Origin of the sequence: Bradyrhizobium sp. SZCCHNPS1003 (genome assembly GCF_032381555.1) — a bacterium.
Classification (GTDB): Bacteria; Pseudomonadota; Alphaproteobacteria; order Rhizobiales; family Xanthobacteraceae; genus Bradyrhizobium.
On record NZ_JAUHIU010000004.1, the window covers coordinates 262803 to 275446 of the forward strand.

The window sequence follows — 12644 nt, forward strand, 5'->3', positions numbered from 1 at the left end:
GCATGGGGTCGGTTTCCATCGGAATTTGTGGCGCCAAGCTCCGTGATGATTGCAGTTCCAATCCGCGCGATGGTCAAGTCAGGAGAAGCGAGCGCGCGTCGGCGCGTCCTCGGAAAAGGCGTTCTCGGCCAAGGCATCATCGGCCAAGGCGTCCGCGGCGGCGCCGGCCAGCGCGAGCCGCACCATCTTGGCGAGCTCCGACTTGCGATAGGGCTTGGTGAGCAGCAGCGCCGCCTGGTCGAGGCGGCCGTGCTCGACCATCGCATTGTCGGTATAGCCGGACGTGTACAGCACCTTGGTGCCGGGCCGCTGCCGCAGCGCCTCCTCGGCGAGCTCCTTGCCGTTGACGCCGCCGGGCATGATGACGTCGGTGAAGAGGAGATCGAAGCTTTGGCCGGAGTCGATCTTGGCCAGCGCCTCGACTCCGGTCGATGCGGTGATGGTCTTGTAGCCGAGGCTCTGCAACTGCGTGACGACGAAATCCTGCACCAGTGGATCGTCCTCGACGATGAAGATCGTCTCCTCGCCGCGCGGCGGCGGCGGCTCGGGCGGAGCGGGGCTCGCAGCCTGTCCCTTGGGTGTGGGGATGTAGAGCCGGATCGTGGTGCCCCGTCCTTCCTCGCTGTAGATCTTGATGTGGCCGCCGGATTGCTTGACGAAGCCGTAGACCATGCTGAGACCGAGGCCGGAGCCCTTGCTGGCTTCCTTCGTCGTGAAGAAGGGCTCGAAGGCGCGGTCGCGGACCTCCGGCGACATGCCAGTACCCGTGTCGCTGACGGCGACCATGACATAGGATCCGGGCGTCACGCCGGCGTTGGCTGAGGCATAGGCCTCATCGAGCTCCACCCGGCGCGATTCCAGCAGCAGCTTGCCGCCATTGGGCATCGCGTCGCGGGCGTTGATCGCCATGTTGACCAGCGAGTTGGCGAGCTGCGCCGAGTCGATATGCGTGATCAGCGTCTCCTCTTCGAGGATCGAATTGATCTCGATCTGCTCGCCAAGCGTCGGACGCAGCAGCTTTGCGATGTCGAGGATCGTGCTGTTGACGTCGCTGTCGCGCGGATGCAGCGGCTGCTTGCGGGCGAAGGCGAGCAGATGCCGGATCAGCTCGGTGCAGCGGTCTGCCGCCTGTCCGATCAGCGCGGCGGTCGCCGCGGCGGCGGGGCGGTCTTTCACCTCGTCGGCCAGCGTCTCGATGGTGCCGGTAATGATCGTCAGCATGTTGTTGAAGTCGTGTGCGACGCCGCCGGTGAGCTTGCCGATCGCATCCAGCTTCTGCGCCTGCTGCAGCAGCCGCTCGGTCTCGTGCGCCGTAGTGATGTCGTGATAGACCATCGCCGCGCCGGTAATGCCGCCGGCGGCGTCGCGCAGCGGGCGGCCGGAGATCATCAGCCGCAGCGTCTCGTCCCGGTCGGTCCGGTAGACGATCAGCTCGCGGCGGTCGAAGCTCTCGCCCCGCAAGGCTCGCGGCGTCGGCAGGTCGTGCGCTGCGACCGGCGTCACGCCGTCGCTTTCGTAGACGCGGAGGTGCGCGCGGACGTCGGTCAGATTCTTTCCCGGGCTGTAGCCGAGCAGATGTTCGACCGCGGGGTTCGAGAATACCACGGTGTCCGCGGCATCGATGACGAGCACGCCCTCCGCCATGCTGTTGAACGTGCTCTGCAGGATGTCGGCGGAATGGCGCAGCCTCTCATGGGCGGCGATCAAGTCGAGATGCTGCTGCTCGGCCTTTTCCGCCAGCGAGATGGCCTCGGCTTCGGAGCGGACCAGGGACGCGCGCAGCGCACGATCGTGCAGATACGTCCGCCGGATGAGGTAGAAGGCGATGATCAGCAGCAGCGCGAGGCCGCACAGGTCGATCGTGAGCAGCAGCGATCCGGTGGCCTTCGACGTCATCGAACGCTGCGTCAGCAGCTTGCGCTGATCGGCAACGAAACGGTCGAGATGGGCCGTGATCTCGCTCATGGTCGCCGGGCCTTCGGCGCGGCTTCTGAGCGCTTCGAGCCCCGCACGATCCGAGGCGGCGCGCAACCGGATCAGCTCCGCAGCGAGCTCGACCCTGCGGGCAATCAGGGCTTCGGTCTCGGTCAGAAGCTCCAGCGGTTCGGGATTGTCGGCCACGGCGCGCCGCAGCTCGGCCACAGCGACCGGGATTCTCGTGCTGACATCGGCAAACTCCGTCCTGAACTGATCGTCAGCGATGAGCGCGTAGCCGCGAGAGGTCGCTTCCGCTTCGCGGAGCAGCAGGCGCAGATCGGAGGTCTTCTGCAGGATGTCCAGCGAGGAATTCACCCAGGCCGCGTCGTGGCGCGACTTGATGTCGAGCGCCGTGGACGCAGCGCCGATCGCCAGCAGCGTTCCAAGACCGAGCCCCAATGCGAGGCGCTGATAGGTCATCTGCGTTTCTCAATCATCGACATGTCCGCCAGCTGGGCCGGGGATCACCGCGGCCGGCCACATGCATCCGAGTTGCGATGCAGCTGCGTCCAAGCAGTGAAGATATGTCGGCAAGGCGCGCCTCCTTGTTCGAAGTTCCTGGCGCGTTCGCGGGCGGCAGGCCCAAGCCGCTCACCCGCGGCGTTTGCACTGCGCGAGTCCCGCGAAAATCCATGTGTCCATCAACAGATGTCAACCAAGCCTGCGAAACGGCCCGAACGGGCAGAATCACGAGCTCAAACGATATTGGACCGGAACGGGCGGATCATCTGCATGTCGCGGGGCACATTTTGGAATATGGGCGAAAATCAGCCTACAACGTGGCGCTTCAGACACAGAACAAACAACAATGCGGCGCGAAAAAGGCGGCGAGCATAGCCTCGCCGCCTTATTGTCGCAGCTACTACGTCAGACTCTTACGGGCATGGATGGCGAAAACCGTCATAGCCGAGATAGGTTCCCGAAGCCGGATCATACGAGCGGTACCGGCGTGCGCAATAGCTCGGGTCGACGCCTTCGGTTCCGATGACGGCGACAGGCGCGGAGTCGTCATAGTACGAGTAGTCGGAGTAATAGTCGGGCCCGTAATAATACGGATCATTGTAGTAGGCATAGCTGCTACCCAATCCGATCCCGACGCCAACGCCGACACCCGGCCAGAAGCCGCCGCCGCGGCGATGCCAGCCGCCACGGTGACCGCCCTGCCAGCCGCCGCCACTCCAATTGCCGCCGCTCCAGTTGCCGCGGCCGCCACCAGTGTTGACGGCGACGTTGGCGCCGGCCGCCGGGCCGCGGCCCGCCAGGGCTGCGCCGCCAACGGCTGCGCGTCCGGCGAAGCTGCCGCCGCTCATGCCGCCGCCACCCGGGCCGGCCGCAAAGCCGCCGCGTCCGCCGGCGCCGATCGCGCCGCCGCCACCACCACCGATAGCCGCGCCACCGCCACCGCCCCCGCCACCGCCGATGGCGGCACCACCACCGCCCGGACCACGACCGCCGCCGCCGGGACCCTGGGCAAAGCTCGTCGTCGCTGCCGCCAGCGGCAGAATCAGCGCCACTGCCGCCGCAGTGCTCCATGTCTTCAGTCTGGTCATCGCTATCGCTCCATCAGGGGAAAATGACCTAACCGCAGGCCGCCGATGTCGTTCCCCGCCGCGAACCGATACATCGTCGCGGGCGGAGGCGGTGCAACACTGGACAAGATGCGGGCGGGGTGGCATCAGAGCCGGGACCTTCACAGAACCGGCCCCAAGCCCATGAAACAGTTCTTTCTCAAGCTCTTCACGTGGTGGAACGGCCAGACTTTCGGCACGCAATTGTGGACCTGGCGGTTCGGCGAGCTCGTGGGGCAGGATGCACAAGGCAACCGCTATTACCGGACCGCCGGCGGCAAGATCGATCCGGTGCTGCATTTCGAGCGCAGGTGGGTGATCTACAACGGCCTGGCCGAAGCCAGCCGCATTCCGCCCGAATGGCACGCCTGGATGCATCACATGGTCGACGTGCCGCCGACTCAGGACGGCTACAAGCCGCGCGAGTGGGAAAAGCCGCATCAGCCGAACCTGACGGGGACTGCTCTGGCGTATCGCCCGGCCGGCTCGACCTTGGCCAGCGGTCGCAGGCCAAAGGCCACCGGTGATTATCAGCCCTGGACTCCTGGCAGCTGATTCGATTTCGCTCAAGATGATCCGATCGGAAGAGGCCGCCCCCAGCTCCGGGCGGCCTCTTTGCTTTCGGGAGCCTGCCAAGCCTGCGCTACGTCGGGTTGGTCCTGAGGGCGGCCGCCGCATGCTCCGCCGCCGCAATCCGCCGCTTCCGGGACGGTGCGATCCGCTCCAGCATGCGTGACACCACTTCGGGCGGTGCCGTGTCGGGGGAACCGGCGGTGAAAGGGGGCGCCGGATTGTATTCGAGCCTGAGCTGGATCGCCTCCGCCGTCTGACGATCGACCAACTGCGCCACCAGGGTCAGCGCGAAGTCGATGCCGGCCGTGACGCCTCCGCCGGTGATCCGGTTGCGGTCGATGCAGACGCGCTCGGTGCTGACGGTCGCGCCGAACACCGGCAGGCACTCGCGCGCGCTCCAATGGGTCGCCGCGCGATAGCCATCCAGCAGGCCGGCGGCGCCGAGCGCGAGCGAGCCCGTGCAGACCGACGTGACGTACCTGGCCTTTTCGGCCAGGCGGCGCATGAAGCCGATGACCTCGTCGTCATCGAGGATGGCGTCGACGCCGAAGCCGCCGGGAACGCAGATCACGTCCGCCTGCGGACAGTCGGCGAAGGTCGTGGTCGGCATCAGAGTGAGAACCGAGTCTGTCGGAATGGGCTCGATCCTCTTCCACGCCAGATGCAGCGTCGCGCCGGGCACGCTGGAGAACACCTGCACCGGACCGGTGAGATCGAGCTGGGTCAGATGTGGAAACAGGACGAGAGCGATCGAGAGCGGTTGGGCCATGGCGGTGCTCGCAGGGTCTGGTGCTTGACGGCCGTCATTCTGCATGGTCCGCTGGATGGCTGATATGCCAAAGTTCCCTCGTTTCCGGACAGACTTGGATTTCACACCTGGGATCGCGGACTTGGGATCACGGACTTGAGATCACGGAGCCATCCACCATGATCGGCGTGCTCATCTATCCCGATTTTCAGTTGCTCGACGCCGCCGGGCCGATCTCGGTGTTCGAGATCGCTTCGCGCTATGCGCGCGCCACGCCATCGATCAGGGTCGTCGCCGCCACGCCCGGACCCGTGCGGTCGTCGTCGGGGGCCGAGATGTTGGCGCGCAAATTCGGTCCGGTGTCGGCGCTGACCACGCTGCTGATCGCCGGCGGCGAGGGCGTGGAAGCGGCGAGCCGCAACGCATGCACGCTGAACTTCGTCCGTAAGGTCGCGCAGCGCGGCACCCGTCTTGCCAGCATCTGTTCCGGCGCCTTCGTGCTGGCCGAAGCGGGCCTGCTGGACGGGCGGCGCGCGACGACGCATTGGCAGCGCACGCGGCAGTTCCTGCGCGCCTACCCCCATGTGAAGCTCGAGCCTGACAGCATCTATGTCCGCGACGGCAATGTCTGGAGCTCGGCTGGGATCACTGCCGGCATCGATCTCGCGCTTGCCATGGTCGCCGACGACCACGGCGAGGAGATCGCGCAGAAGACGGCACGGCAGCTCGTACTGTATCATCGCCGCAGCGGTGGGCAGTCGCAGTTCTCCTCGCTGCTGGAGCTGAAGGCGCCGAGCGGCCGTTTTGCGGATCTGCTCACCTGGGCGCGGGAGCACCTCGATGCCCCGCTGACCGTCGACGATCTCGCCGAGCGTGCCGGCATGAGCACGCGGCATTTCACCCGCGCCTTCGTCGCCGAGACCGGCACCACGCCGTCGAAGGCGATCGAGCGTCTGCGGCTGGAAGTGGCGCGCGATCGGGTGCAGGCCTCGCATCAGCCGATCGAGCTAGTGGCGGAAGCGACCGGCTTTCGCGATCCTGAGCGGATGCGTCGCGCCTTCATTCGCGCCTTCGGCCAGCCGCCGCAGGCCCTGCGGCGCGCGGCACGCGTCACCACCTGACCTGCATCAGCGGACGAGGAGCCGCGGGCAGAGATCCTCGTTGGCAATTCAAACAATTTAAAGTTGTGTCACATGCAGGAAACGCTCATAGTGAGCGCATTGCCACTGTTCATGGAGGATACGATGCGCGTATTGCTTTACCTGATTTTATTCGTTGCTGCCGTGGTCGGCGGTCTCGACAGCGCTTTTGCGGCGAAGGCCGAACTCACCGGAATGTGCGTCTGCAAGAAGGGCGGCAGCGTGCTGAGCACCTATAGCGAGACGCAATGTGTGAAGAACGATCATGCGGGCTGCACGTCGGTGAAGGTGGCCTGCGTGAACGCCAATGCCGCCGCATGCCGCACGGCCGGCGGCACGATCTCCCAGTCGACCAAGACGTGCAGCGTCGGCGCCAAATGCTGAGCAACTGATTTTATCAGCTTCGCTCGGACGGTTCCGAACGTCTGAGGTAACAGGCAGTCCCGCGCGGCGGACATCGGCGCATGTCCGTCCGCGTGTTGGCATCGGCAGGTCCGGGACCTATAGTCCGCCCCGCGAAACGAGGGGCAGACCAGGGCGCGATGCGTGTCACCATCATCACCGGCAGCGGGGCCGGCATCGGCGCTGCCGTGGCGCGCCGCCTGGCCGCGCCGGGGCAGGCCGTGATGCTGCACGGGCAGGGGGCTGACGAACCGGGTCTCGCGCGTCTGCGGGACGTCGCCGTGGCGTGCCGGGAGGCCGGCGCCGAAGCCGAGTTTCATTGCGGTGACTTGGCCAGGCAGGGCGTTGCCACCGGTTTGGCGGCTGCGGCACGAACGCGTTTCGGCCGGATCGACGCGGTGGTGCATGCCGCTGGCTTTGCCGACCGCCGCAGCTTTCGCGATCTGCCGCGCGACGGGCTCGACCGCTCGCTCGCAGTGATGCCGGCGGCCTTTCATGAGCTTGCCAGCGCCGCGCTCCCGGACCTCGTGCAGAGCACCCATGCGCGCGTGGTCGCGATCTCCAGCTTCGTCGCGCACCGCTTCGTGCCGGGCGGCACCTTCCCGGCCTCGGCCGCCGCCAAGGCGGCGCTGGAGGCGCTGGTGAAATGTCTGGCCATCGAGCTGGCTGCGTGCGGCGGCACGGCGAATGTCGTCGTGCCCGGCTATACGCGCAAGGATGCGGGACGGCTCGGCTCGCTCGATCCGGCCGCGTGGCAGACGGCGGTGTCTGCCAATCCGCAACAGCGCCTCGCCGAGCCCGACGACATCGCCGCGGCTGTCGCCTTCTTGCTGTCGAAAGATGCCGGCCACGTCACCGGCGCGGTGCTGCCGGTCGATGGCGGCCTGACCCTGATGTAAACGGCGGATGGATCGAGAGACGATGGAGCGTATGCAGCAGACAGCCGACGTGGTCGTGCTGGGAGCGGGGATCGTCGGCGTCTCCTCCGCCTACGCCATCCGGGAGCGTGGGTTCTCGGTGGTGCTGGTCGACCGCAAGGCGCCGGGCGAGGAGACATCGTATGGCAATGCCGGCATTCTCTCCTCCGGCTCGATCCTGCCGCTCAACAAGCCCTCGCTGTTCTCGGCGTTGCCGTCCTATCTCCGCAATCGGAGCGCGGCCGTGCGCTGGGATCCATCGTGGACTCTGCGCAACCTCGAATGGGTGCTGCGCTTCCTCGCCAATGCCGTGGAGTCCCGCGTCAAGCCGCGCGCGACCGCGCTGCATGGCCTGATCGGCGCGTCGCTGACGCTGCATCGCGACTGGATCGTCCGGTCTGGCGAGCCGCAGCGCATCCGCGAGACTGGCTGGCTCAAGGCGTGGCGCAGCGATGCGATCGCAGCCGCCAAGGCCGAGCAGGCGTTCCTGGCCGAATTCGGCATCAAGAGCGAGCTGCTCGACCGCCAGGGCATTTCGGCGCTCGAGCCGAATTTGCTGCCGGTCTACAAGGTCGGCCTGCTTCATAGCCAGACGGCGTCGGTCGATTCGCCCGGCAACGTCACCAAGGCCTATGCGCGCATGTTCGAGGGCACGGGCGGCGTGCTGCGCCAGTCCGAGATCAGGGCCTTGCTGGCCGACGGCGATGGCTGGCGCGTCGTGCTCGGCGACGGCGAGATCGGCGCCCGCCAGGTCGTGGTCGCGCTCGGGCCGTGGTCGCCGGACATTCTCAGGTCGCTCGGCTACCGCGTGCCGATGGCGTTCGAGCGCGGCTATCACCAGGAGTTCACGCCCAATCCGGCGCGCATGCTGCACCGTCCGATCCACGACGCCGAAGGCAGCTTCCTGATGACGCCGATGGAGAACGGCGTGCGCGTCACCTCCGGCGTCGAGCTGACCGATCGCGATGCGCCGTCGAATTTCGCCCAGCTCGAGCAGGTGGTGCCGCTGGCGCGCGGCGTGGTCGAGTTCGGCGAGGCCGTGGCCCAGCCCTGGCGCGGCGCGCGGCCGACCTTGCCGGATTCGCTGCCGATGATCGGGCCGGCGCCGCGCCATTCCGGCCTGTGGCTTGCATTCGGCAATCAGCACATCGGCTTCACCACGGGGCCGGCCACGGGCGCGGCGATCGCCGCGATGATCGCGGGCGAGGCGCCGCCGTTCGACGCCTCCGCCTTTGCTCCGAGCCGGTATCTGTGAGGGGCCGCGACCGCGTTACGCCGGAGCTGCGATGAACTATACCTGGGATTTCGCCATCCTCGCCAAGTACAGCCATCTGTTCTGGGTGGGGCTCGGCTGGACCATGGCGTACACGCTCGGCACCATCCTGCTCGGCTCGGTGATCGGGCTCGTCGTCGGCATCGTCAGGCTGCGCCGTCCGGTCGTGATCGACTGGCTGCTGATCGGCTATATCGAGCTGTTCCGCTGCACGCCGCTGCTGGTGCAGATCATCTGGTTCTACTACGCGTTCCCGGTGGTGATCGGCGTCAACATTCCGGCGCATGTCGCCGCCGTCACCGTGCTGTCGCTCTACGCCGGAGCGTTCTATGCCGAGATCGTGCGCGGCAGCATCGAGAGCGTGCCACGCGGGCAGTGGGATGCGGCGCGCGCGTTGGGCTTGCGTCCGTGGCGGATGATGCGGCTCGTGATCCTGCCGCAGGCGCTGAAGCCGATGCTTGCGCCTTATGTCAACCAGTCGGTGACGCAGTTGAAGAACACCTCGCTGGTGTCGGTGATCGCGGTGCCGGATCTCGTCTACAACGCGACGCTGATCAATGCCGACACCTACCGGCCGCTCGAGGTCTACACCATCATCGCGCTGATCTACTTCGCGATCCTGTTTCCGGCGACGCTGCTCGGCCGCCGCTTCGAGCGCGGCATGACGTACGACAAGGCGTGAGGCGATACATCATCGAATGCCTCCGTCATTGCGAGCGAAGCGTAGCAATCCAGGGCGGCACGCGCGGTCCTGGATTGCTTCGTCGCTGCGCTCCTCGCAATGACGCTAGGAGAGAGCGTGGCTTCGCTTAGATATTCACCTCGACCGGCACGTCCTCGGCCTTGACGCCGGCCAGCCCCAGGCCCTTGACGAACCATTCGCGCATCTGGCCGATGCCGCGGTTGTAGTCGATCCACACCGCGAGGAAGTCGCGCCAGCGCTTGTCGGCCTCGCGGCGCACGCCCATGCTGGAGGGGATCGCGACCGAGGGCGACTGCAGGATCTTGTAGGTGCCGAGATTGGGGTTCTTGGCGATCGCGGTGAGGCCCAGGATCAGCGCGTTGACGACGACGTCGACGCGGCCCGAGGCCATCTCCAGCATCACCTCGTCGCGCGACTTCAGCGACTTGATGGTCGCGTTCGGCGCAAAACGGCGCGCCACCGCCTCGTTGGCCGAGCCGACGTCGACGGCGATCTTCACTTCCGGCTTGTTGATGTCGGCCCAGGTCTTGGCCTCCATCCCCTTCTTCAGCATCGCGCCGAACGGATGCGGAAACACCGTGCCGCAGAAGTCGATGACCAGCGCGCGCTGTGGCGTCGGGTTGAGCGCGAAGCCAAGATCGATCTTGCCGGCCTGCAGGTCGAGCACCGAATTGCCGTAGGTCGACTCGACATATTCGAGCTTCACGTCGAGCAGCTTGGCGATGTCGTTGGCCATCTCGATCGAGAAGCCCGACCACGTGCCTGAGGCGAGGTCCTTGTTGAAATAGGGCAGCTCGCCCGGCAGCACGGCGATGCGCAGCACCTTGTTGGCGCGGACGCGGTCGAGCGTGTTGTCGGCCGCTTGCGCCGAGGCGGGCGTCGTCGTCATGGCGGACGCGAGCGCGGCACCGGAGCCGATGGCGAGCGCGTAGCGCAGCGCATCGCGGCGGTCTTCGGAAATTTTCTGATCGTCTGACGTGGTCACATAATCCTCCTGCACCAACAGCACGGAGCGTAGCGCCGGCCTTGCACGCCAGCAACAACCATGTCGGCCTTGATAGTAAGCGGCTGGCCGTCGCGTCATGCCGAAGCGGCCGCATGCTGTTGCTGCTCTGCCTCATTCCGATGCAGGGCTGGTCAAGCCGTGATCGGTCCCGCCAGATGGAAGCGCCTTGGGACGCAGGCGCTCGGCGAGCGGCCGCAGCAACTGCGGGGCAAGGTGAATCGGGAACTGGCTCATCGCGAAATACAGCCAGGTGGTGCCCGGGATCGCGCCCTCGGTCGCCGCCAGCATCAGCCCCATGTTGCGCAGCGACACCATCATGCCGAGCGCCATGGCGCGTTCGCGGCCCGCGCCGCGAAACAGCAGCATCGTGGTACCAAGCAACAGCAAGAACACGGCGAAGGCGAGCAGCGCCAGTCCCAGCATGCGGAACGGGCTCGCGGCCAGGTCGGCCAGGAAATGAGCCATGATGGCGGAGGCGAACACGAACAGGATGAGGACGTTGAGGCCGTCGATCGGCGCGCGATGGCGGCGGATCGTATCGATGCCGAAGGCAAGGCGGATCGCGGCGGCCGCAGCCAGCGCGCCCGCAAGGATGGCGGCGAGCTTCAGTCCGAGCGCGGCCGGAGACAGTGACAATGTCTCGCCCAGGAACACATAGGCGAACAGCGGTGCCGTCAGCGGCACCAGCGCGGTCGAGGTCACCAGCGTGATGAGAACGAGCGTCGCGTCGAGCCCCATCAGCGCGGCGAGCGCGGGCGAGGCCATCATCGGCGAGGCCGTCCCCTGCAGCATCAGCGCGAGATACAGGTCGGGTGCTGTGGCATCGACGCCCGTGATGCGCCCGATCGAGCCGACCAGCGCCGGCACGGCGATCGTGGTCCAGGCCGTCGCGGCCACCACCAGCAGCGGGCGGCGCAGATGCGCTGTTAGCATCGCGACGTCGACGCGCATGAACGAGATGCAGAGCAGCAGGAAGATCGCGTGCGTGACGTAGGGTCGCGCCAGCTCGCCGAGCGGCGGCACGGCGATCGCCAGCAGCAGCACCGCGACGATGGCGCGGGTGCCCTGATTGCCGAGCCAGCTCAGGGCCTGCAGAGGAAAAGCGAGAGGCCCGAAGGACGGCATCTTCATCCGAACGCTGTGAATCAATGAACGCGCGAACCATGCGTTGGCCGCGCGTTCATGCAAAGTCACATCTGGTTACGGACGATGTCGGCGCCTGCTCATCACTGCGCGCTGGAGCCGCCGACCACGATCTTCTCGTTGAGCTTGAAGTCGACGGTCTGCACCGTCTGGTCGATCTCGGCATTGGGCATGCCGAGCTGCTGCGAGATCAGCTTCACCAGAAGGTCGACGCGCTCGATGAACGGCGCGCCCGCGGCGACGGCCCGCGCGGCCGACGACGGCTTGAGCAGGCTCTCGGCCGCCTTGGCGTATTTTTCGAACGGCACCTGGTCGCTCGGATCTGCGCCGAGCTTGCGCGCGATGGCATCGACGTGCTCGTAGATCGATTTCGACTGGGCGAGATTGCCATGAACGGCATCACGGATGGCCTGCGGCTCACCGCGCGTGATGCAGCGATAGTTGCCGGTGAGCAGCATCGACCACTTCGCCAGCGGCACGAACAGCGAGTCGAACACCTTCAGCTTCACCGGCACGTCCTGGCCGTCGAGCCTGACCGCGTCGATGTCGCGCTCCAGCTCACGCAGCAGCGCATTGTGCTTTTCGTCCTCGAAGGCGGCGGCCTTGAAGTTGGTCGGCAGGCCGACATGCAGCACGTTGGCGGCTTCCTCCGGCGGACGGAAGGCCTGCGGATCCGGCGAGCACAGCGTGACGAGCCCGGGCGTGAAGCGTTCCCACACCGCGGGGTTGGTGTAGGCCTCGTCGAGGTCGACGTTGGCGAGCGCCGGGATGCGCTTGAGATAGGGCAGCGGCGGCATGTTCATGATCGACAGGCACGGAAGCCCGGCCTCGGCGATCTTCACCATCAGCACGCGAATGGTGTGGTTGGTGTATTGCGGCTCCTGCATCGCAAGACCAACCAGGTCGTAGCGCGACAGGTCGACGCTATCCGGCGTGGCCGCGTCGAGCTTGCCCGGCAGGTCGCGCGAGAAGATCGAGCGATGCGCCGGCTCGTCGCGCAGCTTGATGCGGACCTCCGTGCCGTCGCGGTTGATCAGCTCGGCGGTCTTCTTGCGGCAGACCAGCGTCACGTTGTGGCCGGCCATCAGCAGCTTGGTGCCGAGGAGGGAGCCGTAGGAAGCCCCGAGAATCAGAATGTTGCGTGCCATACCTTGGTCGTCCCCAGAGATCGGTTCGAGATTTTGCGTTCGCGTTT

12 protein-coding genes are annotated in these 12644 nt (G+C 66.5%); 6 read left to right on the forward strand and 6 right to left on the reverse strand.

Features of this window, described 5'->3' with window-relative positions; all coding sequences use genetic code 11:
* Nucleotides 1-78 precede the first annotated feature (78 nt).
* Together QX126_RS09250 and QX126_RS09255 are read right to left on the reverse strand one after the other, a co-directional pair.
* Nucleotides 79-2397: a CHASE3 domain-containing protein gene (locus tag QX126_RS09250; RefSeq protein ID WP_315780571.1), complete on the reverse strand. Its 2319-nt coding sequence runs from the start codon at nucleotides 2395-2397 to the stop codon at nucleotides 79-81.
* 455 nt (nucleotides 2398-2852) lie between these two features.
* The gene (locus tag QX126_RS09255) at nucleotides 2853-3527 is read right to left on the reverse strand and encodes a BA14K family protein (RefSeq protein WP_315737752.1); all 675 of its coding nucleotides are present in this window, start codon (nucleotides 3525-3527) and stop codon (nucleotides 2853-2855) included.
* A gap of 162 nt (nucleotides 3528-3689) precedes the next feature.
* On the opposite strand from QX126_RS09255, the gene QX126_RS09260 reads away from it, so the two are divergent.
* On the forward strand, nucleotides 3690-4100 hold the full coding sequence (locus QX126_RS09260) for an NADH:ubiquinone oxidoreductase subunit NDUFA12 (protein ID WP_315755810.1): 411 nt from the start codon (nucleotides 3690-3692) through the stop codon (nucleotides 4098-4100).
* Nucleotides 4101-4188: 88 nt separating this feature from the next.
* Here QX126_RS09260 and QX126_RS09265 read toward each other — a convergent pair whose 3' ends face one another.
* Nucleotides 4189-4887 carry a DJ-1/PfpI family protein gene (locus tag QX126_RS09265; RefSeq protein WP_315780572.1) on the reverse strand — a complete coding sequence of 233 codons (699 nt, stop codon included), beginning with the start codon at nucleotides 4885-4887 and terminating at the stop codon, nucleotides 4189-4191.
* Nucleotides 4888-5045: 158 nt separating this feature from the next.
* Between QX126_RS09265 and QX126_RS09270 the strand changes: the two genes are divergently transcribed.
* The 5 genes from QX126_RS09270 (at nucleotide 5046) to QX126_RS09290 (ending at nucleotide 9279) form a co-directional block, all read left to right on the forward strand.
* Nucleotides 5046-5987: a GlxA family transcriptional regulator gene (locus tag QX126_RS09270; RefSeq protein WP_315780574.1), complete on the forward strand. Its 942-nt coding sequence runs from the start codon at nucleotides 5046-5048 to the stop codon at nucleotides 5985-5987.
* A 72-nt stretch (nucleotides 5988-6059) separates the two neighbouring features.
* Nucleotides 6060-6389 (forward strand): hypothetical protein, encoded by a 330-nt coding sequence (locus tag QX126_RS09275; RefSeq protein WP_315780575.1) that lies wholly within the window; start codon nucleotides 6060-6062, stop codon nucleotides 6387-6389.
* A gap of 158 nt (nucleotides 6390-6547) precedes the next feature.
* Nucleotides 6548-7306 (forward strand): SDR family NAD(P)-dependent oxidoreductase, encoded by a 759-nt coding sequence (locus tag QX126_RS09280; RefSeq protein ID WP_315780577.1) that lies wholly within the window; start codon nucleotides 6548-6550, stop codon nucleotides 7304-7306.
* 22 nt (nucleotides 7307-7328) lie between these two features.
* A complete protein-coding gene (locus QX126_RS09285) occupies nucleotides 7329-8579 on the forward strand; it encodes an FAD-dependent oxidoreductase (protein ID WP_315780579.1) in 1251 nt (416 codons plus the stop codon).
* Between the two features lie 31 nt (nucleotides 8580-8610).
* Complete coding sequence (locus QX126_RS09290) at nucleotides 8611-9279, forward strand: amino acid ABC transporter permease (RefSeq protein ID WP_315780581.1); 669 nt, start codon at nucleotides 8611-8613, stop codon at nucleotides 9277-9279.
* Nucleotides 9280-9406: 127 nt separating this feature from the next.
* Here QX126_RS09290 and QX126_RS09295 read toward each other — a convergent pair whose 3' ends face one another.
* From QX126_RS09295 to QX126_RS09305, 3 genes are all read right to left on the reverse strand, one after another.
* Nucleotides 9407-10285 (reverse strand): transporter substrate-binding domain-containing protein, encoded by an 879-nt coding sequence (locus QX126_RS09295; RefSeq protein ID WP_315737759.1) that lies wholly within the window; start codon nucleotides 10283-10285, stop codon nucleotides 9407-9409.
* 132 nt (nucleotides 10286-10417) lie between these two features.
* A complete protein-coding gene (locus QX126_RS09300) occupies nucleotides 10418-11431 on the reverse strand; it encodes a Na+-dependent transporter (RefSeq protein ID WP_315780643.1) in 1014 nt (337 codons plus the stop codon).
* Nucleotides 11432-11532: 101 nt separating this feature from the next.
* Nucleotides 11533-12597 carry a ketopantoate reductase family protein gene (locus QX126_RS09305; RefSeq protein WP_315737760.1) on the reverse strand — a complete coding sequence of 355 codons (1065 nt, stop codon included), beginning with the start codon at nucleotides 12595-12597 and terminating at the stop codon, nucleotides 11533-11535.
* Between the last annotated feature and the right edge of the window lie 47 nt (nucleotides 12598-12644).

Bases quoted from the DNA above. Each gene is read 5' to 3' on its own strand.
- QX126_RS09290 (WP_315780581.1), top strand. From the start codon at position 8,611: ATGAACTATACCTGGGATTTCGCCATCCTCGCCAAGTACAGCCATCTG.
- QX126_RS09305 (WP_315737760.1), bottom strand. From the start codon at position 12,597: ATGGCACGCAACATTCTGATTCTCGGGGCTTCCTACGGCTCCCTCCTC.
- QX126_RS09285 (WP_315780579.1), top strand. From the start codon at position 7,329: ATGGAGCGTATGCAGCAGACAGCCGACGTGGTCGTGCTGGGAGCGGGG.
- QX126_RS09280 (WP_315780577.1), top strand. From the start codon at position 6,548: ATGCGTGTCACCATCATCACCGGCAGCGGGGCCGGCATCGGCGCTGCC.
- QX126_RS09260 (WP_315755810.1), top strand. From the start codon at position 3,690: ATGAAACAGTTCTTTCTCAAGCTCTTCACGTGGTGGAACGGCCAGACT.
- QX126_RS09250 (WP_315780571.1), bottom strand. From the start codon at position 2,397: ATGACCTATCAGCGCCTCGCATTGGGGCTCGGTCTTGGAACGCTGCTG.
- QX126_RS09270 (WP_315780574.1), top strand. From the start codon at position 5,046: ATGATCGGCGTGCTCATCTATCCCGATTTTCAGTTGCTCGACGCCGCC.
- QX126_RS09255 (WP_315737752.1), bottom strand. From the start codon at position 3,527: ATGACCAGACTGAAGACATGGAGCACTGCGGCGGCAGTGGCGCTGATT.
- QX126_RS09265 (WP_315780572.1), bottom strand. From the start codon at position 4,887: ATGGCCCAACCGCTCTCGATCGCTCTCGTCCTGTTTCCACATCTGACC.
- QX126_RS09275 (WP_315780575.1), top strand. From the start codon at position 6,060: ATGCAGGAAACGCTCATAGTGAGCGCATTGCCACTGTTCATGGAGGAT.
- QX126_RS09300 (WP_315780643.1), bottom strand. From the start codon at position 11,431: ATGCCGTCCTTCGGGCCTCTCGCTTTTCCTCTGCAGGCCCTGAGCTGG.